Here is a 26,559-nt window from a genome sequence, read left to right as displayed (position 1 = left end):
ACTTATGTTGTGACTAAGGAAGATGACGTTTATTATAAAGTTAATTCCGTGAATAAAATACAGATTTTCTTTGTGAACACTATTTATATTAAGCGTTTTTTGCCTTTTTTAACTATCACTTTACTGCTTTTAAGCGTCATGTTTGGTTGTGCAAGTCCGAAAGTAACCACTCGCCCAACAACCACTGAGCAACCTAGTAAAGTCGAACAAACAATCAGCATTAGCGGTGATTACATTTTATCGCAAGCCAAAAAAGCCGACACTGAACAAGCCATTGCTCTATTACAACAAGCCAGCGAGCAATATCTTGTAGAGCAAAATTACGCAAAATCGTTATGGTTAGCACAACAATTACTGACACTGGTTACAGAAAAAGAACAGCGCCACCAAATACAGCTGATAAAAGCTGAGAATTTATATCTTCTTGATGAAATTGAGTTGTCTTACCAAAGCCTGCAACAAGCAACGTCAATCATAGAGGATGAGTCACAACTTGGCCAAAAGTACTTTCAATTATTAGCTAAAGTGCAATATCAACGAGGCTTACCATTGATCGCAGCTGACGCAACATTACGCGCTTTCCACTTTAATCCGTCACCGTCAGCAGAAGAAATTAACCACGTATGGCAGCGATTAAATGCATTGTCACAATGGCAAGTTGAGCAGTTAGTTGCGCTTGCTCCTCCACAAATAGCTGGTTGGCAGCAATTACTTAATTTTGCTCATCGTTTTGGTCACCAAGCTGCCAGTTTTAATCGTTACTTAACCCAATGGCGCAGAAACTTCCCTGAGCACCCTGCCAAATTAATTGCTAAGCAGTTAACCGCCGTGAAAACGAACGAACAGCCACCCACGAACATCGCTGTTATTTTACCCTTATCTGGCAAACACAAAAACGCTGGTGAATCGGCTCAACAAGGCTTGTTAGCAGGTTATAACCCATCAAGCGAATTACACCTCAAATTTATCGACTCACACCAGCTCGACTTTAGTACACTGGCCCAAACCCTGGCAGATAACAACATTGATCATGTGATTGGTCCATTATTAAAACCTAATGTCGATGCCTATATTCAACAAGAGGCGCTCACCTTACCTACACTCTTATTAAATTTACCCATACAAGCACAGATAAAAGCCTCTCAAATGGTTTTTTCTATGGATGTAAAAGATGAAGCGATACAGGCAGCTACCACCTTAAGCCGTCAACAATACCAACACCCAATCGTATTAAGTCAGCGTGATAATGTCAGCCAACGAATAGCACTCACCTTTGTTAATCAATGGCAGAAAATTACTGGCTCAGCGCCTGAAATCATCTTTTTTGATGATCGCAGTAAAATGCAGGAACAATTAGAGATCAGTTTAGGCATTAAGCAAAGTCAGGATCGCATTGATGAAATAGACCAAAGAATTCGACAAAAATTAGAGACAGAAGCACGCAACCGCCGTGATATTGATATGATTTACTTAGTAAGTACGCCAAATGAAACACGGCTGCTTAAACCGTATATTGATGTCAACATTAGCCCGTTTGCTGATGCCATTCCGATTTTTGCTAGTTCACGAAGTCATAGTGACAATGCCGACAGTAGCGATAGTCGAGACCTTACTGGCTTACAATTTACTGAAATGCCCTGGCTGTTAAAAAGCAAGCAACAAAACCAAGCCTTAAAACAATTAGTCGACAGTATTTGGCCAAACACGAATGATAACCTGAAACGCATTTTTGCCATGGGCTACGATAGTTTAGCGTTAATTAACAAATTCTCTGCATTGAAACAAGTGCCTTATATCCGTCATTATGGACAAACGGGCATTATCAAGTTAACTCAACAAGGCATCCTCACCCGCAGTTTACTATGGGGGAGCTACCAAAAGGACAAGGTGGAAGAAATTGCGATGGATTCGCAGCAATAAACAATGCTCATCTCGCACAACAGGTACTGCGTGGGAACAAGTAGCAGAGCACTTTCTGAGCGAGCAAGGCTTAGTCAGCGTCGATAAAAATTTTCACAGCCGTTTTGGTGAAATCGATCTGATCATGCAAGATGATGACTGTTTAGTATTTATTGAAGTTAAATTTCGCCAAAAGAGTAATTTTGGTGGCGCAATTAATGCCGTCAACCACACTAAACAACAAAAACTTCATCAAACAGCTAAATTTTTTCTGCAACAACACGGATTAAATGAATATAATACCAGTTGTCGTTTTGATGTCGTTGCTATTGAAGGCACGACCAATCCACCCAACATAACTTGGCTAAAAAATGCCTTTTAACAGCAAACCAGTGGAGTATTGAGCATTTATGTTAGATAGAATCAAAAGCAACTTTACCGAAAGCATTCAAACTAAAATTGCTGCAAGCGAAGCATTAGCTAGCCCTATTGAGCAAGCAGGCATGATCATGGTGCAAAGCTTATTAAGTGGCAGTAAAATTCTTTCGTGTGGTAACGGTGGTTCAGCTGGTGATGCACAACACTTTTCTGCCGAATTACTCAATCGCTATGAAACTGAACGTCCTAGCTTACCTGCAATTGCATTAACCACTGATAGTTCCACCATTACTTCAATTGCTAACGACTATCATTATGATGAAGTTTTCTCTAAGCAAGTCAGAGCACTGGGTAACAAAGGAGACGTGCTATTAGCGATTTCCACCAGTGGTAACTCACGCAATGTCATTAAAGCAATAGAAGCCGCTGTCGCTCGCGATATGCCAATTATTGCATTAACGGGTAAAGATGGCGGTGATATTGCCGGTTTATTAGGGGAGAACGACGTTGAAATTCGTGTACCTTCGTCGCGCACCGCTCGGATCCAAGAAGTCCACTTAATCGTTATTCATTGCTTATGTGATATTATTGATTCCACTTTATTTCCACAAGATGAAGCGTAACTCACTATGATCAAATTCAAACACCTGTTAATCGCCACCACAGTAATTGTGTTACAAGGCTGTGTTTCTGCTGCCGTTGTTGGCGTTGTCGGTGGAGCAGCTGTAATTAATGACAACCGTAGCGTTGGTAAACTAATTGATGACCAGAAAATCGAACTAGCTGCACACAGCAAGCTCGCTCAAGTAGACGGTTTAAGTGATAATACGAATCTGCAAGTGATCAGTGTCAACGCCAAAGTACTGATCGTAGGTCAAGCACCAAACCGCTATTTAAAGAACTTAGCCATCAAAACCCTCAATCAAATTGATGGAATTGAGCAAATTCATGATCAAATTCGCATCGGTAATACCACCTCAATTACCACTAAAACCAACGATGTATGGTTAACGTCTAAAGTTAAAACTGCCTTATTTTCAAGTGATGAAGTAGATGCAACCAATATCAAAGTAGTGACTGAAAATGGTGAGGTTTTCTTACTTGGGTTGATCAAAACCAATGAAGCAAACGAAGCGGTTGAAATCGCTCGTCATATTGGTGGCGTCAATCGTGTTTTTAAAATGTTTGAATACCAAGATTAATCGCTAAACTATTTGGTTTCTATTCCCCATAAAAAAATCCATCAAATTGATGGATTTTTTATTTATCAAAGATAAAAGCTTTGCCTAAGTGGACGCTTTATTTGATCACCTTCAAACTAGGTTTGCCTTTTTTCTTTGGTTTATTTGTATCAACACTTTCTTTCTCTGAACTATCTGACTTGGTTGACGTAACCGATGATAATGTTGCACCAGCTTTGTCTTCACTCACTTCATCAGACTCCTCAGGATGCTCAATGGCTAAATTGGTGCCAGCACCATTTTCTTTTGCATATATCGCTGCAATTGCGCCATAAGGCACCACTAAGTTTTCTAATTTACCACCAAAACGAGCACTGAATTCTATTTGCTCGCCTACCATTGAAATAGCACCAACAGCAGATGAGGAGATATTCAGCACAACCTGGCCATCGTTGACAAATGCCATCGGCACCATCACACCATAAACGCTCACATCAACAACAATATAAGGCGTCAGCTGATTATCAGAAATCCAGTCATAAAAAGCCCTAACAATGTAGGGCTTAGTTGAAGTCATACGAGTTGACATAACAACTTACACTGCACTACCAAAGCGAAGTTCACGTTCCGCTTCAGTTAATGAGGCTTGAAATGATTCACGCTCAAATATTTTAAGCATATAAGACTTTAATTCTTTCGAACCTTGACCTTCAAGCTCAATACCAAATACCGGTAAACGCCATAGTAATGGTGCTAAGTAGCAATCCACCAAGCTGAACTCTTCACTCATAAAATATGGTGCTTCATTCAAAATTGGCGCTACACTTAACAAGCTTTCTTTCAACTCTTGACGTGCTTTAGCAGCTTGTTCAGCAGGACCATTTAAAATGATTTTTGCTAAGCTGTACCAGTCATTTTCAACGCGATGCATCATTAAACGACTACGACCACGAGATACCGGATATACTGGCATCAATGGCGGATGAGGAAAACGCTCATCTAAATACTCAATAATAATTGACGCTTCATACAAAGCTAATTCACGATCAATTAGTGTAGGTACAGTTCCATAAGGATTTAAATCTAATAAATCTTCTGGCAAATTCGCCATATCAACCAAGTGAATGTCTACACCAACGCCTTTTTCAGCCAAGACAATACGAGTTTGATGGCTATACATATCATCTGCATGAGAATACAAAGTCATTACAGAGCGTTTGTTTGCAGCAACGGCCATTTCGCCTCCAAATTTCTACAAATTAAAAACTAACAAAGGGGGCAAATGCCCCCAAAATATTTTACGACACTAATGCAATATTAGTGTACATCTCTCCAATATTCTTTCTTAAGTAAATATGAAAAGATAAATAAAATTACTAAGAAGCCTAGTACCCAATAGCCAAGAGCTTCACGCTCAAGTTTATTTGGTTCACCGACATACTCTAAGAAGTTAACAATATCACGCACAAATGCGTCATATTCTTCCGCTGTCATCGTACCGCCAGTAGCAGGTGATAAGTTACCGTGTTCATCAATGGTTTTTAAACCTTGAAGATCTTGTAGCACATGCGGCATACCAACATCTTTAAACACTTTATTGTTAACACCAAATGGGCGTGAATCATCCTGATAGAAAGAATGTAAATAGGTATAAATATAATCCGGGCTTCTAAAACGTGCTTCCAATGTTAAATCAGGTGGTGTTGTACCAAACCATTTTGCCGCTTCTTTAGCTGGCATGGTATTAGTAATATGATCACCTGGTTTTTCACCCGTTGGCATCCAGTTTGCCACACCTTCTTTTTCATCAATACCTAAATCGGCAAATGTACGATTATAGCGCTGGTATTGTAATTGGTGACAACCTAAACAATAGTTTAAATAAGCTTCGAAACCACGCTTAAGTGATTCTTTATCCGTTAAATCATTGTTTGCTTTATCCAAATGTACTGATGATCCTGCCGCTAAAGCCAGCATAGGAACTACAGTTAATAATGCAATTAATAACTTTTTCATTATCCTGTCACCCTCTCTGGTACTGGTTTAGTCTGCTCGTTCTTACTGTAGAACCAAAGTAAGATGAAGAAACCAAAATAACCTAAGCTCGCAATACGACCGATCATATTTGCTAAGTCAGTTGCTGGCATAGTACCTAAAATACCTAATACAATAAAACTGATCGCAAATTGTGTTAAGTTAAGTAAATGCGCTTTACTACGATAGCGAATTGACTTCACCGTACCACGATCAAACCAAGGTAACGCAAATAACATACCGATGGCAGCGAACATAGTGATCATGCCAAATAACTTGTCAGGAACGACACGTAAGATGGTAAAGAATGGGCCAAAATACCACACTGGTACAATATGCTCAGGTGTTTTCAAGCCATTAGCAGGTTCAAAGTTTGGCGCTTCAATAAAGTAGCCGCCCCCTTCTGGCGCAAAGAACATTACCCAGCAGAAGAAGAATAAAAATACTACTACCGCCACTAAATCTTTCACTGTGTAATATGGGTGGAATGGCACCGCATCAACAATATCGTATTTCTCTGAATATTGTTTGTGATATTTGAACTTGCTTTGTTCTTCAGGAGGAACACTGCCTTTAGGCTTCTTAATATCTGTGCCATCTGGGTTGTTAGAACCTACTTCATGTAAAGCTAAAATATGCAAGAAGACTAACACGACCAACACTAAAGGTAAGGCAATAACATGCAAAGCAAAGAAACGGTTTAAGGTTGCACCAGAGATAACATAGTCACCTTTGATCCAAATGGTTAAATCATCACCGATCACCGGAATTGCACCAAATAATGAAATAATAACCTGCGCGCCCCAATAACTCATATTACCCCAAGGTAACAAATAGCCCATAAAGGCTTCAGCCATTAACACAAGGAAAATAAACATCCCAAAAATCCACAATAACTCACGTGGTTTTTGATAAGAGCCATACATCATACCGCGAAACATATGCAAGTAGACAACGATGAAAAACGCAGACGCCCCCGTTGAGTGCATATAACGCAACAACCAACCATAATCAACATCACGCATGATATATTCGATTGATGCGAAAGCGCCATCGCCAGACGGCTCATAGTTCATGGTAAGCCAAATGCCAGTCAGAATTTGGTTAACTAAGACAACCGACGCTAAAATTCCAAACACATACCAAAAGTTAAAGTTTTTTGGCGCTGGATACTGTGCAGCATGTTTGTTCATCGCATCCATTAATGGTAAGCGTTTTTCAATCCATGCAAAAAAATTATTCATTACGCTTCTCCTGGACCAACACCAACTAAGATGGTGTCTTCATTGGGATAAGAATGCTCAGGAACAACCAAGTTAAGCGGCGCTGGTACACCTTGGAAAACTCGACCTGCCATATCAAATTTAGAACCATGACATGGGCAGAAAAAGCCATCTTTAACACCTTCAACTTGCTCTTCAAATGTGCCTTTATGATAAGTAGGCGCACAACCTAGGTGAGTACACACCCCTAATGCCACCATGTATTCAGGTTTGATTGAACGATGTTCATTCGTCGCATACTCTGGCTGCTGTGGTTCAACAGACTGAGGATCTCGTAACTGATCATCGTGTTTCGGTAACGCTTGCAACGTTTCTTCAGTACGACGTATTACATACACAGGTTTACCGCGCCATTCGGCACGCACTAATTGACCAGGCTGCATTTTCCCGACTTGGATCTCAACTGGAGCACCCGCTGCTTTCGCACGAGCGCTTGGGTTCCAGGATCCAATGAAAGGCACAGCTACACCGACAACACCCACACCACCAACTACCGAAGTAGCAGCAGTTAAAAAGCGTCGACGGCCGTTATTCACGGGCGCATTGCTCATCCAACATCTCCAATTATTATTCTATTTGAACAAAGTAAAATATCGATACTTTAACAAGCAAAATACGGACATTTTTTGTTCAAATACACTTAGCGACAAAAAATTTTTCTGATCATAAAGAAAACCCCTATTTTTTACAAGGCAAATAAGGCGGTTAGCGACAGAGAAATTGCAATTTATTGCTAAAAAAACTTGTACAGACTCTATGTTAGCTTACCAAATGAGAATAGCTATTATTCAGGGAAAATAACGTGATAAAACTCACATTTAACTACCCCAAATTAACCTAAGAGCCACTGTGTGTTTTTTAACCAAACAATTTTTCAAACCACGAACGTTTCTTCTTGTTTTCTTGATTATTTTCTGAGCAACTGTATTGGTATGGTAATCCTTGATTCACTGCCGGATATTCGATGGTATTTTCACAATCAACGGCTAACGGATAGCCGGTATTTTGTTCAAATGAAACCTGCTCAATATTGGCTGGCACAGTAAATTGCTTATCAATCACACCATATTGCTCCATAAATTTAGCAAATACAGTTAATGCGCCGCTGCTACCAGTGAAATCAGTTGCTTTATTATCATCCCGTCCGAGCCAAACCGTGATCAAGTGTTGATTGTCATAACCGACAAACCAGCTGTCTCGCTGATCATTTGTCGTGCCTGTTTTTCCTGCTACTACGCGATTTTTTAACCGCCATGATAAGGATTTAGCCGTCCCTTCAGTTGTCACATGAGTCAATGCATAGTCAGTGAGGTAACTGGCCTGTGAGGAAAAATAAGCGATTGGCTCTGTCACACCACGATATAAAGTTTCCCCTTGAGAAGATATCACTAAGTCAACTACATGACTTTCAACATAATGTCCCTGATTAGCAAAAGGTAAGTACAGCTGGTTAACCTGATAAGGCGACATGTTGATTGAGCCCAACAACATTGACGGCCTCAGTGTAATATCTTCATCATAACCTAGCATATGAATGATTTCTGCAATATGCGCTAAGCCCACCGTCATTCCTAAATTGACTGTGGGAATATTATAGGAGCGAACTAAGCTATCGTGTAACGACACTTGTTGATGAAACTTACCGTCATAGTTTTTCGGCTGCCACACTTCACCGTTATCCATTTCAAAACTAATAGGTTTATCATCTAATAAGGTGGCCAATTGAAATTCCTGATACCGCTCTAATGCGGATAAGTAGATAACGGGTTTGATCAGTGAACCAATCGGTCTTTTGGCATTTACTGCACGATTAAAGCCTGCGTAGCCACTTTTTTTATCACCAACAACAGCTTTGATCTCTCCTGTAGAAATATCTGAGACTATCATCGCCGCTTGTAATTGATGTTCTTCACTCCCTGCTAAGCTCGCCAATTGTTGTTGCACCGACTCTTGTGCCAGCTGCTGACTATAGGGAGAAAAACTAGTAAACACACGAATGCCGGACGCTTGCTCACTCGGTGATAATACTTGAGATAATTCTCGTTTAACTAATTGCAAATAATTGGGAAACTTTTGTTTCGTCTGCTTTAAGCGACGTGATTTTCTCACCGTTAAAGGAGAATTCACCGCAGCTAGGTAGTTAGCCTTAGTTAAAAACTCCTGCTGAAACATCAATTTCAGCACCAGATCACGACGTTTTTTTACTCGTTGTTCATAACGCCATGGATCGTAATAACTTGGTCCTTTGATCACGCCAACTAAGGTTGCCATTTGCTCATCAGTCAATTGGGCGATGCTTTTTCCAAAGTAAAATTCGGCCGCTAAACCGAAGCCATAGATACCATTGGCAAAGTGTTGCCCTAAATACACTTCATTAATATAAGCTTCTAATAACTGGTCTTTGCTATAACGATATTCCAGCAACAACGCCATAATGGCTTCGTTGACTTTTCGCCACAAGGTTTTGTCACGAGTTAAATACATGTTTTTCACTAACTGCTGGGTTAAGGTACTACCACCTTGTATCGTTCTTCCGGCACGCAAATTGGCATAAAGTGCACGCAAAATGCCTAACGGCGAAATCCCCGCATGGAAATAAAAATCTCTATCTTCCACTAGTAATAGAGTATCGAGTAATTTCTCTGGCACTGATTGTAGTGGTACTAACACGCGATCTTCTTTGTTCTCTGGAATAATGCGATCGATTAAATACGGTTCTAATACAACTTGGGAAGCAGGCGCATTATCGATAGTGAGTTGCGAAACACGTTGTTGATTGGCTTGCTGTGCCACATCAATTAATATTTGCTGGCTTGTTTCAATACCTGAGCCAAAGTCAAACGGGCGACGATATATAATGATGCGTGTTTTTGATAACGCAAACTCACCCGATTTTCGTGGATGATTAACCCGCTTATAGCCAGTCAGTAGTAAGTTTTCTTTCAGGTGCTGCAAATTGATGGCATCACCTAACTGATAACGTTCAATTTTGCCAAACACTTGCACGGGGACTTGCCAACGTTGCCCTTCAAATTTAGCTACAACTTTACTGTCAAGATACAAGGTATAAAAGGCCAACACCACCACGGCAACAAAGCTTAACTTGGCAAAAAATATTGATGCGCGTTTCAACTTGCTCTTTTTAATGGTTACATTTTCAGCAGAATCTTTAGTAGTTTTATTTGACACAAGTTTTCGTAAAAATAAGTTAATCAGATGGCTATAGTAGCTAATTTTTCAGGTGACGTTTAGTTTTATTAGTCGCACAAGCGTTCGCTGGATCATCTGGCCAGTAGTGTTTTGGATACTTGGCCTTCATTTCCTTTTGCACCTCTTTATAACTCCCTTGCCAAAAACCCGCAAGATCCGCCGTTATTTGAATCGGACGTTGTGCAGGAGATAACAACTCTATTGTTAACGGCGTTTGCTGTTTGCCTTGTCCAACACATGGGCTCGATTGCATGCCATAAACTTCTTGCATCGGTAATGACACAATCGGAGCGCTTTGCTGACTATAGCGTATAGGGCATTTCCGCCCCGTAGGACCAATAAAATAGCTCGGTGCCAACTTATCTAGTAATTGTTGCTGCTGGTAATCTAGCATCGACAATAACATGGTACTGATGTCTAACTTACCGAGTTGACTTTTGGTTAACACTCCACCAATAAAAGGCTGCAACCATAAATCTAAGCTGGCTAACAAGGCTGAATCACTCACATCAGGGAAACCATCAATATCTTGGCAAGAATTTATCCAGCGCCAACGTGCTAACAGCGCATGATCTTGCACCTGCCAGTTTAAAAACGCCAACCCCTGCGCGAGAATTTGCTCCCGCCAAACCTGATACAGTTGCTGCTCATTCTCTTGAGCACTGGTACTTTGTTCAGTTAATACGATTTCACCTATACACTGTTGAGTAACCGAGATAATTCGTGACTTATTCGGTTGGTAAGTACATACATCTCTTTTCGTTATAGTTATCAACTGCCAGTCAAGCAACTGCTGAACATCGACTTTAGCAGCTAAGCGAATCGCCAGCTTGCCTTGGTAAACAGCCACATTGACTGCGACAAGATAGTCATGGTTATTCAAAGCATCCTCACTTGCCAAATACAAGCCTTTTCCATAACTGGCAAGATATTCACCGTTATTATTTACTGAGTCGCCACGTTTTTTAGCAAATCGTTCGGGGTAAGCTAAAAACAGCAATACACCCGCATATTCATTTGGAAGATGTTGCGCGTAGCGCACACCCGCAATGTTCGCTAAACGCTTTGTCTGTTGAATAATTTTCTTCAACCGAGGCTCGTGAGGTTTCGACTGCAATATCCCAAGCCGCAAAGCGATATCGGCTTGCGCGTCTCTTTGCTGGCTTGAAAGAATATCGCGCTCTTCTAGCAACGCCGCCAAAAGGCAAGCTAACCATGCTAAGCCTGATACTTGATGTTGCAACTCAAGGGCTACGGCTGTAATGATCATATGAGCAAAACGCGCATGGCACGGCAATTTTGCCACTTGTTCACCATGTTGCGTCAAACGGTGCTTATTATCCACTACTTGTAATTTTTCTAGCGTTTGCCAAGCTAACAACTCCTGCGGTTTCGACGGCAGATCGAGTAACGGCAACTGTGCTAATTCACTCACTCCCCACCGCGCCGCTTCAATCACCACAGGGAGAATATCAGCTCTGGTGATCGGTAATGGATTATGCAAATTGCGACGCTGATATTCTTCTTCACCATATAATCGAATGCATAAGCCATGACTCAACCGTCCAGCGCGACCTGCGCGCTGAGTTGCCGAAGACTTAGCAATATTGCGTTGGAGCAACTGGTTAGTCAGTCGACTTTCATCATAAACCGCAACTTTTTCTAACCCAGAATCAATAACGATATTAATTCCTTCAATGGTTAAACTGGTCTCAGCAATGTTAGTGGCTAATACCACTTTTCGTTGATTTTCATGGCAAGGTGCAATGGCCTGTTGCTGCTCTGCTAAGCTCAAATCACCATATAATGGACAGATCAATAACTGCTCATCGGCTAATTCAGCTAGCTGTTGATAAATCGCTCGAATATCGCCACTGCCAGGTAAAAATACCAATATTGAGCCCGCATGATTGGCTAATGTTTGCTTAATAACTTTAGTACAATGCCCTCGCCACTGGCGTATATCTTTCGCTGCTTGGTAGCTCACTTCAATCGGATAACTTCGCCCCTCACTCGACAGTTTACACGACTCAGGTAAGGCGAGTTGTAACTGTTCTGTGGCTAAAGTCGCTGACATTAACACTAACGTCAGCTTTTCATTTAAGCTTTGCTGAATGTCTCGCGCCATAGCAAAAGCAAGATCGGCTTGTAAAGATCGTTCATGAAATTCATCAAGAATAATGATACTGGTATCTGCCATTTCAGGATCACTTTGCATGATTTGGATTAATATACCTTCAGTAACAACTTCTAAGCGCGTTATATCACTGACTTTGCTCTCATCTCTAAGACGATAACCAATAGTTTGCCCGACCGCTTCTCCTCGTTGTTTTGCCAAAAATAGCGCAATCGTTTTAACGGCCACTCGCCGAGGTTGCAACAAATAAATTTTCCCGTTAATTGCCAACTCTTTGTCAAGCAGCCACAGGGGTAAGCGCGTGGATTTTCCTGCGCCAGGTTCTGCAGACACAATCAGCGTGTTATTCACGTTAATGGCCGAAATAAACGCTGCTTTTAAACTTTCAATAGGTAAAGCTGAAGGCATGTCACTGTTAATCATTCATAAAAAATATTCCCCATTTTAAAGTAATTTAGCAAACACCTATAGTTTTTCGGTGACCAAACAATAGAAGAATAAATTATTCCAAAAAATATTGACATTGATAATAATTTGTTCAATAGTGGCACTGCAATAATAAAAAATTCCTTAAATTTATAACTGAAAGAATAGATTATTTGGAGAGACAGGTGAAACATACAAGAGTGAAAAAAAGCGTGCTTGCTGTTCAATCGGCATTATTACTTAGCATTGGCTTAACGGGACAAGTTTGGGCTGAAGAACAAAAGCAGCAGAAAGAGAAAAAAAAGGCAGAAGAAGTCGAAGTAATTGAAGTGACAGGCTACCGAGGCTCTGTTCAAAAAAGCTTAAACATCAAACGCTTTGCCGATACGATTGTCGATGCTGTCTCTGCCGAAGATATTGGTAAATTCCCTGATCAAACCGTTGCTGATGCATTACAACGGATAACAGGTGTTCAAGTAGAAAAGTCTGAAGGTGAAAGTAACCGAGTCAGTATTCGAGGCACGGCGCCACACCTGAATTTAACCTTACTAAACGGTCAAAATGTCGCCTCAGCAACAGCTTCTCATTCAATTTTAAAAGCATCACGTGGTTTTAATTATTCATTATTGCCCACCGAAATCATTAATACATTAGAAGTGCATAAATCAGCACAAGCGAAAGTACAAGAAGGGTCAGTAGGTGGTACTGTTATTGTAAAAACCCGACTTCCTTTGAATGAAAAAGCAAATACCGCTGTTTTTTCTTTGAAAGACAGTTATCAAGAAACCAGTGGTGAACACTCTCCAACGTATTCCGGTTATTATACTTGGAAGAATAACAATGAGAACTTTGGTTTTAATATCGGCGGTGTTGTGAAAGAAAGCACCACGCAGCGTGATGGCTACAGCTCAATTGGTTACGAGCATTCATTCAGCCACGATGGACAAACCGTTTATACGCCATTTGATGTGAGTGCTTCACGCTATAAGTCAGACAAAGAACTGACCACCTTATCGTCAGCATTGCAGTTCGAAATAACGGATGGTGTGGTATTAACCTTAAACAACCTGCTTTCAAGTGTCGATAAAGCCAACCGAAGTACCTCAAATGGGGTTTATATTGGTTCTAAAGATCCGGCAAAATCAGGTCTAACGGGTACGCTTACCGGGGATATTCTCACTTCAGGATCTATCTTTGCAAACCTTAGCGACATTAAAACACAACCTGATAGATACCATCATACACAAGACTATCTAGAGTCTCGCTATGCACTGACACAAGAAATCGGCTCTTATGAAACCAAAGTACATGATCTACGATTAGACTGGGCTGGAGATAATTTTGATCTTGCCATGCAAGTCGGCATCACTAAAGCAGAGGGTGACATTTCAATTCAAGCACTTGATTATGAAGCGCCTACTGATGCCACATTTGACGTGTCAGGAAACAGTTTAAATTATTCTCTGACATCCAACCCTCAGCCGGAAGACTACGTTGGTACTTACATGGCAGACAAATTGTTTGTCAATGATCAAGAAGAAACCTATTTCCAAACAGACTTACATTACCAACTTGATCATGACTTTATTAACTCTTTTGATGTTGGCATAAAGTACATGGATCACAGCAAAAGCTCTCAAATATTTTTAGAAATCAAGTACCCTTGGCTTTCATATGAAGAGCCTTGGAGTGGCTCTGCTTGGTTAGGCAGCATCTATCCTGGTATGGGTGTTCAGTCGATCAATATGGGCGGCATGACCAATGGTTTAGCAGATAATTTTATGGGCGAAGGGACTCACCCACACCTATTCAACTATAACTTCTCTAATTTACTAGGAGAATTTGACAAAGTTACAACACTTAGGGATTACAATCATTTAGGTTATTCGCTAGCGTTAGAAGAAAAAATTTCTAGTGCTTACGCTCAAGTTAACTTTGAATCAGGTAAATTAAAAGGTAATGCAGGTATCCGTGTTGCTAAAACTAAACAGGCAAGTATTGGTGTCGATATTTTAACACCTGCTGGTTGGTATAAGCCAGATGTATTATTTGATACGGCAGTTCCTGTTACTGTTGAGCGCGACTATACCGATGTGTTACCTAGTCTGAACTTATCTTACCGGGTACAAGACGACATTATTGTGCGTGTTGCTGCTGCGAAAGTTATTGCTCGCCCCGATTACGACTTATTAGCTCAGCGAAAAATATACTCTCGTGCTGGTGGGGTACAAGGCAATCCAATGCTAGATCCAACCAAAGCTACACAATATGACATCTCGGCCGAATACTATTTTACCGAAGCGTCTATTTTGTCATTTGCCTACTTTATTAAAAATATTGAAACCTATGTAGATACAGACAATGTGTTAGCAAAGGTTTTACTCCCTGCGGATGAATCAGTAAATGAGTTTGGTGTAGATGGTGTTGCCTATGAAGTAACCGAAATGGAACTGAGAACTCCCGTTAATGGCAGTGGCGGTACCAATAAAGGTTTCGAAATTAATGCTCAACACGACTTTAATAACGGCTTTGGTTTATTAGCTAACTACACCTATCAAAAAGCTGATATGGATGAAGAAGATGCCGTACTTCCAAATAACTCAAAAGACACTTTTAACATGAGTGGGTATTATGAAGTCAAAGACTTTTCCGCACGAGTCTCATATACGTTCCGTAGCTCGTACTATGCAGGATTAGCCAGAAATATTGATCGTTATACCGATGATTATGGTCAGTGGGATGCAAACTTTAATTACCACTTAAATGATAATATTTCTTTCAATCTTCAGATACTTAACTTTACTGATGAAAATCAAGAGTACTATGTAAAATCGGAGACCGGTGCTACCGCTCGTTTAGCGGAATATAACTATGGTCGCCGAATCTTTGCAGGTGTCTCAGCCAAGTTTTAACCGACACTCCCTTACACACAACTGTCTGGTTAAATAAGGTCAATACTCACTTGGGTATTGACCTTTTCTTTTCGATAAATTTCAGTTAACTTTTATCAACTACGATAACAAACTGACCACTATTCATGTCGATGAAGCGCCTTTTCTTTGCTCTTGATATTAGTCCCAGAGACAAAAACATACTTATTCACTGGCGGGAGCAGCATCAGTTTTTAGCAGTAAAACCTGTGAGCAAAGATAACTTACACATCACATTAGCTTTTTTAGGACAGATAAAAAAAAGTGCTGAAACAAAGTTAATTAATCAAGCAAATGAATATGTGTTAAATACTCCAACGCTAAGTCAGCACTATCATCTAGTTGCAAATGAGCTTGGACTATTTCGAAAACCACAAGTGCTTTATTTGGCTTTTCCTCAATTTCCATCAGAGTTAACCAAACTGGCAAACTATTTATCAGCACAAGCGAGTAAATTAGGCATATTTCAAGAAAAAAGAGACTTTTTACCTCACCTCTCGATTGCGCGAAAAGCCAAACTCTTGCCTGAAGTCCCCTCGCTCGCACTACCTATTAACATTTCAAGCTTTAGTTTGTATGCTTCGCAATCAACTGAACGTGGTGTTATGTATACCCCGATAAAAAGTTGGTTTTTTTGTACAAAAATAAGTGACTGCTTTTATTGATATAAAAAAACTTGAATATTTGAAAAAATCTGCTTACTTGGCAAGGTCTTTCGTTTCTGTTAACTATATCGTCTGGTTTAATTAGCAGAGAGTCAAAATGAAGTTAGCAGCACATGGAAGTTATAAAATTGAACCTCAAGGTAACATTTTAGTTGTTGATGCGCATGGCCCGTTTAATGAAGTAACCGCTAAAGCCTATGTTGAAGAAATGTATCAGGCTTGTGATATTTTATCAGGACAACCTTGGGGAGTTTTAGTAACTTTTTATGGCAAAAGTATATTTACGCCTGAAGCAGAGCAAACATTAATTGATATCACGCGCTTTCGTATGGAAAAAGGCATGATTGCCAATGCCAGTGTGATCATTAACTCAAGCACCGCAGACCTTCAGCAAATGCAGCTCAGACGTGTTTACCAAACTTGTCACTTACCTTTTCATGTTTTCAGTGATGTACACAGTGCTAAGAATTGGCTAACAGACTATATTGAACAACATAGTTTAACCACAACCACTTAACACTCACATCATCTAATCATTATAGTCGCAGCGCAAATACCTTATTGCGCTGCGAACCATGGAGTTTCCCTATTTAATCAACTCTGCGATAGTGGCAATGCCAACCCCCGTAGCCCCTGCCGCCCATAATTCATTCCCAGAGCCATTGTAGGCGGATGACAAATCAAAATGCAGCCAACCTTTTGGTTCAACAAAACGTGATAAGAAGCCCGCCGCATTACTGGCACCACCAGCACCGCCACCTTTTTGCGTACGACTATTGGCGGTATCAGCGAAAGCAGATGGGCATTTCTCCTGGTGCCAAGGTTCTAAAGGCAATTGCCAGATGGGTTCTTGTACACACTGTGCACATAATTTAGCTTTATGCGCGAGTGACGAATCTAACGCAAACAGCGCCATATAATCGCCTCCTGTAGCCATCACAGAGGCCCCTGTTAAGGTAGCAGCATCAATTACCATTTCTGGTTGGCTTTCACCAGCTAATAACAAACCATCGGCTAATACTAAGCGTCCCTCCGCATCAGTATTTGCCACTTCACATGTCACGCCATTCTTATAAGTGATGATATCACTGAGCTTATAAGCATTACTTGAAATCATATTTTCAGCACAGCATAAAATTAACTTCACACGATGCGATAACTTTTGGCGAATCGCCAATGCTAATGCTCCTGCCACAACAGCCGCTCCCCCCATATCTGACTTCATATCAAACATGCCTTCACTGGTTTTAATACTATAGCCCCCACTGTCAAAGGTAATGCCTTTACCAACCAAACACGCTTTTACAGGCGCGTCACTGTCTTGCGTAGGATTATAATCAAGTTCTAACAAGCAAGGTGAGTGAGTACTTCCTTTGCCAACATTGTAGACACCAAGCCAGCCTTGTTGAGCCAGTTCTTCACCGCTAATCAGCTTGGCAGAGACATAGGCTGGTGCTTGAGCGGTTAAATAATCGGTCACTGATTTTGCTAATTGCTCAGGCGGTAACTGAGACGGTGTATGATTCGTTAAATCTCGTGCCCAAGCATACACAGCCAATTTATCATTCAACTGATTAATTTCTTCATTGCTTCCGACAAATTCAATATTGCACAGTTTACCGACACAAGTGAACCCCAAAGCGAATGCCCACTGGCTGTCAATATCCCAGTGTTGTCCAACCAATCTTGCGTGAGCTATCCCCATTTTCTCAATATTACGCCCGGCTTTTTGGATCTGACGCAATTGATGCTCTTGAGTTTTCTCAAGATAGATATAAACCACATCCCCTACTATTTGAATCAGTTTATCTTGTTGCCAATCCTGCGTTTGTTGTTCAAATGTCAGTTCGACTGAAACCACTTGTGTCATATCTTTCCACCGTTTGCTAATTTCTACTTGTATATACTCATGATATGGGATCTTTTGTGGAGTTTCATCACCTAACGTAATATTTCACGCAAAGGCATGTTAGGATCTTGCATTATTAATTTTTTAGCTTCCTCGTCTGCAATAATATGAATACTCATAAAATTTCGTTAAATAAAGCCACATTGATCAAACGCTATAAGCGGTTTCTTGCCGATGTGATACTTGAAGATGGCAGTCAAACAACCATTCATGTGGCTAATACTGGGGCGATGACAGGATGTGCCGAACAAGGAGATACGGTGTGGTACAGCACATCCAATAACACTAAACGTAAGTACCCCCTAAGTTGGGAGTTAACACAAAAACCGAATGGCGATCTTATCTGTGTTAACACCATTCGTGCCAACCAATTTATCGAACAGGCGTTGACTGATCAGCAAATACCAGCATTATCAGGTTTTAGTGCGCTTCACCGAGAAGTAAAATACGGTAAGGAACAAAGTAAAATTGATTTTTTACTCAATTTCCCCACTAAGCCTGATACTTATGTAGAAGTCAAAAGCGCCACCTTACTTGAACATGGTCAAGGGTACTTTCCCGATGCTGTTACCACCCGGGGCCAGAAACATTTACGAGAACTTGAAGAAATGAGCCGTACTGGCTGTCATGCTGTTTTGATTTTCGCCATTCTTCATTCGGGCATAAATACCGTAAAGATAGCCCAACATATTGATGCAAAATACCAACAAGCATTTGAGCAGGCGATAAAGCAAGGTATGCAGTTAATTACTTATAAAGTTGATCTGCTCAACCATTACCAGTTAATCCAATAACAGATAATATCATCTGTAATATCAATTATTTTTGTCAAACGGCTAAAAATAAAGAGGATAAAACCAACTAACCATTGACGAAACAGGGTAAAACTTGCTAAAAAAGTGTGCTTGCAGAGTAATTGCTCAATAAAATAAATTTTTATCAAACCTAAGTGGTTGATTATATTTAATTATTTAATTATTTGTTGATTTCTTCTTGATTTTTATTCTCTGTAACACAATATAGTTCTGATATTTCAGGTCTATTTATAATTGGCACTTGCAATTAACTGACTAAAACAGACAAAGCCAGTTGATTTATTTAGCATTAGGAGACTTAGCATGCCAAACAAAAAAGCTTTAGGTATTTTAGCCTTGGCAGGTGTTGAACCTTACCAAGAAAAACCTAACGAAGAATACATGAGCGCTGAGCAATTAGAGCACTTTAAGGTGATCCTTGATACTTGGCGCGCGCAGTTAAGAGAAGAAGTTGACCGTACCGTAACCCATATGAAAGATGAAGCGGCAAACTTTCCTGATCCCGTAGACCGTGCGGCACAAGAAGAAGAGTTTAGTCTAGAGCTACGTACCCGAGATCGCGAACGTAAGCTGATCAAGAAAATTGAAAAAACGTTACAGTTAATTGAAGAAGATGATTTCGGTTTTTGTAAGGCTTGTGGCATCGAAATCGGTATTCGCCGTTTAGAAGCTCGCCCTACCGCCGATCTTTGTATTGAATGTAAAACGTTAGCAGAAATAAAAGAACGTCAACTCGCTGGTTAATTGTTAACAAAACAATGACGCAGTCAATCAAACGACCACCGAGTTATCGTGGTCGTTTTGCTCCATCTCCATCCGGTTACCTTCATTTTGGCTCCTTAGTCAGTGCCTTAGCTAGTTTTCTCGATGCCAGAAAAAATCAAGGATCTTGGTTAGTTCGCATTGAAGATATTGATCCGCCACGCGAAAAAGCCGGCGCAAGTAACGTCATTTTAAATACCCTAGAAGCTTATGGCTTACACTGGGATGATTCGGTTTTATATCAAAGCCAACAAACTGCACGCTATCAAGCCATTATTGATGAGCTAAGCCATAAAAAGCTCAGTTATAATTGCCAATGTACACGCGCACAAATTAAGGCTGCAGGCGGTATTTATCAAGGTCATTGCCGAGACTTAGCTTTAGCTGACCAGCACTGTGCAATCCGAGTTAAAAACACCGCCGGAACTAGCTCATTTAACGACTTGATCCAAGGCAAGGTGAGCTGCGATCCAGCGCTCGCTCAGGAAGATTTTATCATCCGTCGCAGAGATGGATTATTTGCTTATCAGCTTGCCGTAGTGGCTGATGATATCTATCAAAACATCACCCATGTAGTTAGAGGTTGCGACTTACTTGAGCCGACTTGTCGACAGCTCAGTTTCTATCAGATACTCAATGCAACAGCCCCTCAATATGCGCACGTGCCGCTTGCAGTCACTGAACAAGGTTATAAGCTTAGTAAGCAAAATAAAGCGCCAGCCATTGATGTTACAAAACCACAAGCGTCACTGATTGCGGCTTTAGAATTCTTGGGTCAATGTCCTCCCAATGAGCTACGCGATGGTACAGTCGATGACATCATTCAATGGGGGATCTCTCACTGGCAACGTGCTGCGATACCAAGAAAAACACAAATTCATATTTGCTAGAAATTCTCACCCATTGGTGTTTTTTCATTCTCTTTTTCCCGCTACTGTTATATTATTAGCCCTTATTTTTTTCAAAGTATGTTAAAGGCGTCTCATCATCAAAAGCGTGATCAATTTGTGCAAAAAAGTTTTAGCTAAAAAAAGCACTAAACCAGCCACTATCAAGCAAACATCCCCACACGTATATACCAGAGATCAACACCCTGTTTCTCGCAGCTTGATCAGTGCCAACGCATTGAAAGTATTATATCGATTAAACAAAGCTGGTTTTGACGCATACCTTGTTGGAGGTGGTGTACGTGATATTTTATTAGGCTTAGCACCAAAAGATTTCGATATCGCAACAAATGCTACTCCAGAAGAAATCAAAGCCCTGTTTCGAAATTGTCGTCTTATCGGCCGTCGCTTTCGATTAGCACATATTCTTTTTGGCCGCGAAATTATTGAAGTTGCCACGTTCCGCGGCCATCATGATAGTGATGAGAAACAGCAAAAACCTTGTCAAAAAACATCTAAGCAAAATGAACACGGCATGTTACTGCGTGACAATATCTACGGCTCAATTGAAGAAGATGCCGAGCGTCGAGATTTCACCATCAATGCCTTGTATTACTCTACAGCTGACTTTAAGGTCTACGATTTTGCTAATGGCCTAGCAGATATCAACAGCCGAACAATTCGTCTAATTGGCGATCCACAAACGCGTTATCGTGAAGACCCTGTTCGGATGTTACGAGCTATTCGTTTTGCTACCAAACTCGATATGACCATCAGCCCAGAAACAGAACAACCAATTAAAGAACTGGCTTCTTTATTAGGTAATATTCCTCCTGCTCGCATGTTTGAGGAGTTTTTAAAGTTATTTTTATCTGGAAAAGCTCAAGCAAATTATCACCAGCTCAATCATTATGAACTATTAAAGTACTTTTTCCCTATCGTAGCGCAAGCTATTGAGCAACAGTCATTACCTTTTATCAATTCTTTTATAGAAACGGCATTGAAAAATACCGATGACAGAATAAATCACAATAAACGGGTAACCCCGGCATTTTTATTTGCTGCGCTGCTTTGGTATCCATTACAAAGGCAGATCGAACAATTACGTGAGCAAACACAGTTAACGCCACAAGATGCGTTTTTCAATGCGCTGGGTGAAATAATGGCGGAGCAACAGCGTAGCATTGCCATCCCCAAACGTTTTCAAGCTGTCATGAAAGATATATGGGTTTTACAAGACAAACTGACGAAACGGGAAGGAAAAAAAGCGTTTAAAACATTTGAGCATCCTAAATTTCGTGCGGGTTACGACTTTTTACTGCTCAGAGCTGAAATAGAACAAGAGCCAAAACTGCAAGAATTGGCAAAGTGGTGGACGGATTTTCAAACCAATAACCATGAAACACAAAAACAGATGATCAAAACCCTTGGTCGCCCAAGTGCGCGCCGCAGCCCAAGAAAGCGACGAAAGCCAAGAGCAACAACAGCACCGAGTAAACCATGAACACAGTCTATATCGGATTAGGCAGTAATTTATCGGATCCTGAGCAACAAATTAAGCAGGCGTTACACGCCATCAGCGCCATGCCTGACAGTGAACTTGTCAAAACGTCATCACTCTATTTTAGTCGCCCAATGGGGCCACAAGATCAACCCGATTATATGAACGCTGTGGCAAAATTACATACTCAATTAACGCCACTGTCCGTGCTTGATCACCTACAAGCAATTGAAAATAAAGCAGGAAGAATACGAAAAGAAAACCGCTGGGGTGCGCGTGTTCTCGATCTTGATATCTTACTTTATGATCAGGAGTTGATTGAAAATGAGCGTTTAACTGTCCCCCATTACGGACTCAAAGCGCGTGAGTTTGTCTTAATTCCTCTCGCTGAAATTTGCGATGATTTAGTTTTACCTGATGGTGACAAAATACAAACACTTGCCAGTAATATTCCTGCCAATGGCTTAAAAATTCATAGTCAATTGAGCTACCCCCTACAAATGCGCTAAAATAGCTTGAGTTTGATAAAACTATAAGCCGCTGACCTACTGGCAGCAAAAAACAATAAAAAAACTTCAATACAATTTTGGAACAAGCATGGCAAAAATTACCACAGCAACATTACAAAAAATGAAGCAACAAGGTGAAAAAATTTCCACCATCACCGCTTACGACGCTAGCTTTGCTAAATTATTTGACCAAGCAGGTATTCACGCCATCTTAATAGGTGACTCTTTAGGTATGGTGTTGCAAGGTCAGGATGATACCTTACCGGTCGACATAGAGCATATGGCCTATCATACTCAATGTGTCAAACGAGGGGTAGAAAACACCTTAATCATTAGTGACATGCCTTTTATGAGTTATGCCACCAAAGAGCAAGCTTTTACTAATGCCGCCAAGCTTATGCAAGCTGGTGCGAGTATGGTGAAGCTCGAAGGTGGTTTATGGTTAGCTGATACCATTGAAGGCTTAGTAGAACGCGGTATTCCTGTTTGTGCTCATTTAGGGCTGACCCCACAATCGGTTAATGTCTTCGGTGGCTTCAAAGTTCAAGGACGAGAACAAGCGAAAGCACTAGAGATGGTTGAGCATGCCAAGGCATTAGAAAAAGCGGGTGCGCAACTATTAGTGCTAGAATGCATTCCCGCCGAACTTGGTAAAATGATTGCAGAAGCGATTACCATTCCAACCATAGGTATTGGTGCAGGCAAAGATACTGACGGCCAAATTCTCGTGATGCATGATGCGCTTGGCATCTCGTGCAGTTACATGCCAAAATTCTCACGCAACTTTCTGATAGATACCGGTGATATTAAAAAAGCGATAGAGCTTTATATCTCGGAAGTATCCAAAGGTAATTTTCCTGGCGAAGAGCACATTTTTAAATAGGCGTTATCATGAAAACAGTCAGCCAAATTGACGAACTCCGTCAAATCATCAAAGCATGGCATCAACAAGGGTTGACCGTCGCTTTTGTTCCTACTATGGGCAATCTACATGCGGGCCATATTTCACTCGTCACCGAAGCCCACAAGCATGCGGATAAAGTTGTTGCCAGTATTTTTGTCAATCCTATGCAGTTTGGTGCCAATGAAGATATCGATAGTTACCCTCGCACTCTTGCAGATGATCAGAAAAAATTAACCGAAGCCAACACAGATTTACTATTTACCCCAACCGCTGAGATTATTTACCCAAAGGGTTTAGATAAACAAAGCTATGTCGAAGTACCTAATGTCTCTGAAGGCTATTGTGGTGAAAGTCGACCGGGACATTTTCGCGGTGTCGCTACCGTTGTTTGTAAATTATTTAACTTAGTTCAACCCGATGTAGCTTGCTTTGGCTTAAAAGATTACCAACAGGTTCAAGTGATACAAACCATGGTGGAAGATCTATCCATGCCAATAAAAATCATTCCTGTGGCAACGGCCAGAGAAGCGAGCGGCTTAGCGCTTAGCTCGCGCAATGGTTACTTAACTGACGAAGAAAAGAAGATCGCTCCAGCACTGAGCCAAAACATTCAATGGTTAGCAGAGCAATTAAAACATAATAATGACTTTATCGGTTTAGCAAAAAAAGCCGCCAGTTTTATCGACAATGCCGGACTCAAAACCGATTACATTCATATTTGTCATGCGAGTACCTTACAACCAGCCAGTGAAGATGATCATGAGCTTGTCATACTCGCAGCTGCTCACTGTGGTAAAGCGCGTTTAATCGACAACTTGCAAGTCACACTGTAACATTACAGACAAGGTTACACCTTTAACTCTGTCAGTTAGCTGAGTGCTTGTCATAGACTTTTACAGATAAAAAAACCGAAAGCTGATGCTTTCGGTTTTTTTATGACTGAATAAAAGCCTATTCGTACGAACGTTCCATCCACATTAATTGGCTTTTCAAATCCTCAATTTCTTTCTGCGCTTCGATAAGCTGCTGTTCCATTGACAATTCAGTTACGTTATTTTCTTCAATCATTTCAGGCATGTTATTCTCTTCACTATGCATAATACTACTCCAAAGTGTAACCACACCTGAATTATTACACAATAACTTTCATTTTGTAAGCACAATGAAACAATTTAATTATGAAAAGAAAGGGAAAATGTAAAGAATTTAAATATATTTATGAATATCAATAAGTTAAATAAACGTAACAATTACTCATTTTCATTCGCTAAAGTAAGTAATTTAGGTAAAAAGTTTCGACTTTCCTGCGCTAATTCTGCTTGTTCAGCCAAAACATCCACTAAAATTTCATTTGAGGTCAGCGGGTTTGCCAGCACAACACGAAAAACTAAGGTTTTTCTACCTTGGTATTTCTGCACTTCAATACGGGTACGAGAAACAAATGATTTGCCATTTTCCCGCTGTCGCTTCTGTACATACTTCGTTAATTTATCCAACAAAGAATTGATTTTATCTTGTCCCGCCTTATCGCTATGTGCAAGAAGGTACTGCACCACAGCAGGATTATAACGATAAGTTAAAATACACAATTCTGGACGGGTAATTAATTCAAAGTCTGGATGCTGCTCAATTAAATCAGCAAAATAATGTGCTTTTTCAATACTACGGTTTATCAAAAGTTCATAACCTGGACGACTGATCACATGCAAACTGGCATAAACTAACATTGCCATACCTGGTCGAGAGCCCTCTAACGTATGAGATCCTAAGTCTTTAGAACCTTTACGCAGTATATATTCAGCATGATGTTCAATCGCAGCAACAGAAGCTGGATTTTTAAAAACGACTAAGCCTGCGCCCATAGGTACATACATTTGTTTATGAGCATCGATAGTGACAGAATCTGCTAATTCAACACCGGCAAGCAAAGAGCGATGTTTATCTGATAATAACGTAGCGCCGCCCCAAGCAGCATCAACATGAAAGTGACAATGAAACTGCTGAGCGATCTCAGCCATTTCCGTTAACGGATCAATATTCCCCGTTTCGGTTGTGCCCGCCACACCAATAATACTTAATACCCGTATATTTTTATCTGTGAGCTCTTGGCATTTCTCACGCAGCTTTTGGCAATCAACTTTATTGTTTTCATCCGTTGGAATAGCAATCACGCTGTCTTGTCCTATACCTAAGACATCAGCTGATTTTTTCAACGAGTAATGACCACGGCTTGAAACCAAAATAGCCAAACCATTGTATTGGTAATGCTTTAACGCATTAAATAACCCTTCACGAGCAACTCCTTTAAAGTCACCTTCAGGTTTTAACAAGTTATTACGAGCAACCCACAGCGCAGTTAAATTGGCAACGGTGCCGCCAGAGCAAAAAGCACCTAAAGAGTGATTGGCACTATGCATCCACTCCTGATAAAACGGTTCGTCATTTCGATAAACAAGGCGATGCATCATGCCCAATACTTGACGCTCTAATGGCGTAAACGCCTTAGATGTTTCTATTTTAACGAGGTTTTGGTTTAAGCCGACCATTAGCTTTGATAATGGTAAGATAAAATATGGTAAGGCTGAGGTCATATGCCCTATGAAACTAGGGCTTGATGTATGCACCGATTGCGCCACCAGCTTATCCAGCAAGTGATGCATATGGTCAGATACAAAGGTCGGCTGTTCAGGAATTTGTGAGCAAGCGAAATCTTTTTCAATTTCAGATAATGCCATTTCTTTCGCGGCAATGTGATCACCAAGAAAGCCCGTCAGGTTTTGTGACATTTCTTGTTCAATTCGCCCTAAGGTAGAATCTGGCGCTTCTGGAATGGTAAAAATGCGGTGTAACGACTCTTCTGTCGCCTTAGCTGCGCGTTTTGATACCGTCATACTTAGATCACTATTCTTGGCTTGCTCAAACAAGCGAAATATTCAATATAAGTGCGGCACTTTAATAAAATTTACAGTAAAAGTCTTGTGTTTTATTTCATTTATTCGCGTTAACAGCGTCAATTAAGCAACTAATGTCGCTAAATAAACAAAACCTAACTCAACAATTGCTAAGCTACTTAATGCCATCATTAATACATTCTTTTTAATATTTGTTGTCATTTTCATCACTTCCTTA

Annotated in this window: 24 protein-coding genes; 14 read left to right on the top strand and 10 right to left on the bottom strand. The window is 40.6% G+C overall.

From position 1 onward, the window contains the following. Window positions 1-48: 48 nt before the first annotated feature. The 4 genes from IV514_RS02375 to IV514_RS02360 are packed head-to-tail and all read left to right on the top strand — an operon-like array spanning window position 49 to window position 3,479. Window positions 49-1,920, top strand: a complete 1,872-nt coding sequence (locus IV514_RS02375) for a penicillin-binding protein activator (protein WP_206483299.1) — start codon at window positions 49-51, stop codon at window positions 1,918-1,920. Then, window positions 1,898-2,281 (top strand): YraN family protein, encoded by a 384-nt coding sequence (locus IV514_RS02370; protein WP_241242150.1) that lies wholly within the window; start codon window positions 1,898-1,900, stop codon window positions 2,279-2,281. Before IV514_RS02375 ends, IV514_RS02370 begins: the two co-directional genes overlap by 23 nt. Before the next feature lie 28 nt (window positions 2,282-2,309). Beyond that, window positions 2,310-2,900 (top strand): phosphoheptose isomerase, encoded by a 591-nt coding sequence (locus tag IV514_RS02365; RefSeq protein ID WP_206483298.1) that lies wholly within the window; start codon window positions 2,310-2,312, stop codon window positions 2,898-2,900. Window positions 2,901-2,906: 6 nt separating this feature from the next. Continuing rightward, entirely contained in the window at window positions 2,907-3,479 is a 573-nt protein-coding gene (locus IV514_RS02360) for a BON domain-containing protein (RefSeq protein ID WP_206483297.1), read from the top strand. Between the two features lie 97 nt (window positions 3,480-3,576). Here IV514_RS02360 and IV514_RS02355 read toward each other — a convergent pair whose 3' ends face one another. The 7 genes from IV514_RS02355 to hrpB all read right to left on the bottom strand — a co-directional run bounded on the left by IV514_RS02355 (window position 3,577) and on the right by hrpB (window position 12,545). Continuing rightward, window positions 3,577-4,047, bottom strand: coding sequence for a ClpXP protease specificity-enhancing factor (locus IV514_RS02355; RefSeq protein ID WP_241242149.1), 471 nt, complete (start codon window positions 4,045-4,047; stop codon window positions 3,577-3,579). Between the two features lie 6 nt (window positions 4,048-4,053). Further along, a complete protein-coding gene (gene sspA, locus IV514_RS02350) occupies window positions 4,054-4,695 on the bottom strand; it encodes a stringent starvation protein SspA (RefSeq protein WP_206483296.1) in 642 nt (213 codons plus the stop codon). A gap of 80 nt (window positions 4,696-4,775) precedes the next feature. After that, window positions 4,776-5,474 carry a cytochrome c1 gene (locus tag IV514_RS02345; RefSeq protein WP_206483295.1) on the bottom strand — a complete coding sequence of 233 codons (699 nt, stop codon included), beginning with the start codon at window positions 5,472-5,474 and terminating at the stop codon, window positions 4,776-4,778. Continuing rightward, window positions 5,474-6,736: a cytochrome bc complex cytochrome b subunit gene (locus IV514_RS02340; RefSeq protein WP_206483294.1), complete on the bottom strand. Its 1,263-nt coding sequence runs from the start codon at window positions 6,734-6,736 to the stop codon at window positions 5,474-5,476. Before IV514_RS02340 ends, IV514_RS02345 begins: the two co-directional genes overlap by 1 nt. Continuing rightward, complete coding sequence (gene petA / locus IV514_RS02335; RefSeq protein ID WP_206483293.1) at window positions 6,736-7,326, bottom strand: ubiquinol-cytochrome c reductase iron-sulfur subunit; 591 nt, start codon at window positions 7,324-7,326, stop codon at window positions 6,736-6,738. Before petA ends, IV514_RS02340 begins: the two co-directional genes overlap by 1 nt. 307 nt (window positions 7,327-7,633) lie before the next feature. Then, the gene (gene mrcB / locus IV514_RS02330) at window positions 7,634-9,964 is read right to left on the bottom strand and encodes a penicillin-binding protein 1B (RefSeq protein ID WP_346776887.1); all 2,331 of its coding nucleotides are present in this window, start codon (window positions 9,962-9,964) and stop codon (window positions 7,634-7,636) included. 40 nt (window positions 9,965-10,004) lie between these two features. Beyond that, complete coding sequence (gene hrpB / locus IV514_RS02325) at window positions 10,005-12,545, bottom strand: ATP-dependent helicase HrpB (protein ID WP_241242148.1); 2,541 nt, start codon at window positions 12,543-12,545, stop codon at window positions 10,005-10,007. Window positions 12,546-12,733: 188 nt separating this feature from the next. Here hrpB and IV514_RS02320 point away from each other — a divergent pair, with 188 nt between their 5' ends. From IV514_RS02320 to IV514_RS02310, 3 genes are all read left to right on the top strand, one after another. Beyond that, window positions 12,734-15,460 carry a TonB-dependent receptor gene (locus IV514_RS02320; protein ID WP_206483292.1) on the top strand — a complete coding sequence of 909 codons (2,727 nt, stop codon included), beginning with the start codon at window positions 12,734-12,736 and terminating at the stop codon, window positions 15,458-15,460. A 125-nt stretch (window positions 15,461-15,585) separates the two neighbouring features. Beyond that, window positions 15,586-16,143, top strand: a complete 558-nt coding sequence (thpR, locus tag IV514_RS02315) for an RNA 2',3'-cyclic phosphodiesterase (protein ID WP_206483291.1) — start codon at window positions 15,586-15,588, stop codon at window positions 16,141-16,143. 97 nt (window positions 16,144-16,240) lie between these two features. After that, a complete protein-coding gene (locus IV514_RS02310; protein ID WP_206483290.1) occupies window positions 16,241-16,660 on the top strand; it encodes a hypothetical protein in 420 nt (139 codons plus the stop codon). A gap of 69 nt (window positions 16,661-16,729) precedes the next feature. On the opposite strand, the gene pepB is transcribed toward IV514_RS02310, so the two are convergent. Continuing rightward, the gene (gene pepB, locus IV514_RS02305) at window positions 16,730-18,013 is read right to left on the bottom strand and encodes an aminopeptidase PepB (RefSeq protein ID WP_206483289.1); all 1,284 of its coding nucleotides are present in this window, start codon (window positions 18,011-18,013) and stop codon (window positions 16,730-16,732) included. A 146-nt stretch (window positions 18,014-18,159) separates the two neighbouring features. Here pepB and sfsA point away from each other — a divergent pair, with 146 nt between their 5' ends. The 7 genes from sfsA to panC all read left to right on the top strand — a co-directional run bounded on the left by sfsA (window position 18,160) and on the right by panC (window position 24,263). Then, entirely contained in the window at window positions 18,160-18,846 is a 687-nt protein-coding gene (sfsA, locus tag IV514_RS02300; RefSeq protein ID WP_206483288.1) for a DNA/RNA nuclease SfsA, read from the top strand. 324 nt (window positions 18,847-19,170) lie between these two features. After that, window positions 19,171-19,611 (top strand): RNA polymerase-binding protein DksA, encoded by a 441-nt coding sequence (gene dksA / locus IV514_RS02295; protein WP_206483287.1) that lies wholly within the window; start codon window positions 19,171-19,173, stop codon window positions 19,609-19,611. Between the two features lie 14 nt (window positions 19,612-19,625). Next, entirely contained in the window at window positions 19,626-20,519 is an 894-nt protein-coding gene (gluQRS, locus tag IV514_RS02290) for a tRNA glutamyl-Q(34) synthetase GluQRS (RefSeq protein ID WP_206483286.1), read from the top strand. A gap of 160 nt (window positions 20,520-20,679) precedes the next feature. Then, entirely contained in the window at window positions 20,680-22,020 is a 1,341-nt protein-coding gene (gene pcnB / locus IV514_RS02285) for a polynucleotide adenylyltransferase PcnB (protein WP_206483993.1), read from the top strand. Then, window positions 22,017-22,526: a 2-amino-4-hydroxy-6-hydroxymethyldihydropteridine diphosphokinase gene (gene folK / locus IV514_RS02280; protein WP_206483285.1), complete on the top strand. Its 510-nt coding sequence runs from the start codon at window positions 22,017-22,019 to the stop codon at window positions 22,524-22,526. Before pcnB ends, folK begins: the two co-directional genes overlap by 4 nt. 88 nt (window positions 22,527-22,614) lie before the next feature. Continuing rightward, the gene (panB, locus tag IV514_RS02275) at window positions 22,615-23,409 is read left to right on the top strand and encodes a 3-methyl-2-oxobutanoate hydroxymethyltransferase (RefSeq protein WP_206483284.1); all 795 of its coding nucleotides are present in this window, start codon (window positions 22,615-22,617) and stop codon (window positions 23,407-23,409) included. Between the two features lie 8 nt (window positions 23,410-23,417). Further along, the gene (panC, locus tag IV514_RS02270) at window positions 23,418-24,263 is read left to right on the top strand and encodes a pantoate--beta-alanine ligase (RefSeq protein ID WP_206483283.1); all 846 of its coding nucleotides are present in this window, start codon (window positions 23,418-23,420) and stop codon (window positions 24,261-24,263) included. 118 nt (window positions 24,264-24,381) lie between these two features. Here panC and IV514_RS02265 read toward each other — a convergent pair whose 3' ends face one another. After that, on the bottom strand, window positions 24,382-24,528 hold the full coding sequence (locus tag IV514_RS02265; RefSeq protein WP_206484042.1) for a hypothetical protein: 147 nt from the start codon (window positions 24,526-24,528) through the stop codon (window positions 24,382-24,384). A gap of 152 nt (window positions 24,529-24,680) precedes the next feature. Beyond that, on the bottom strand, window positions 24,681-26,321 hold the full coding sequence (panP, locus tag IV514_RS02260; RefSeq protein WP_206483282.1) for a pyridoxal-dependent aspartate 1-decarboxylase PanP: 1,641 nt from the start codon (window positions 26,319-26,321) through the stop codon (window positions 24,681-24,683). Window positions 26,322-26,559 lie beyond the last annotated feature (238 nt).

This window comes from Thalassotalea sp. G2M2-11 (assembly GCF_017168195.1).
In the GTDB taxonomy this organism is placed as follows: domain Bacteria; phylum Pseudomonadota; class Gammaproteobacteria; order Enterobacterales; family Alteromonadaceae; genus Thalassotalea_E.
This window is presented reverse-complemented; position numbering and strand designations above follow the sequence as displayed.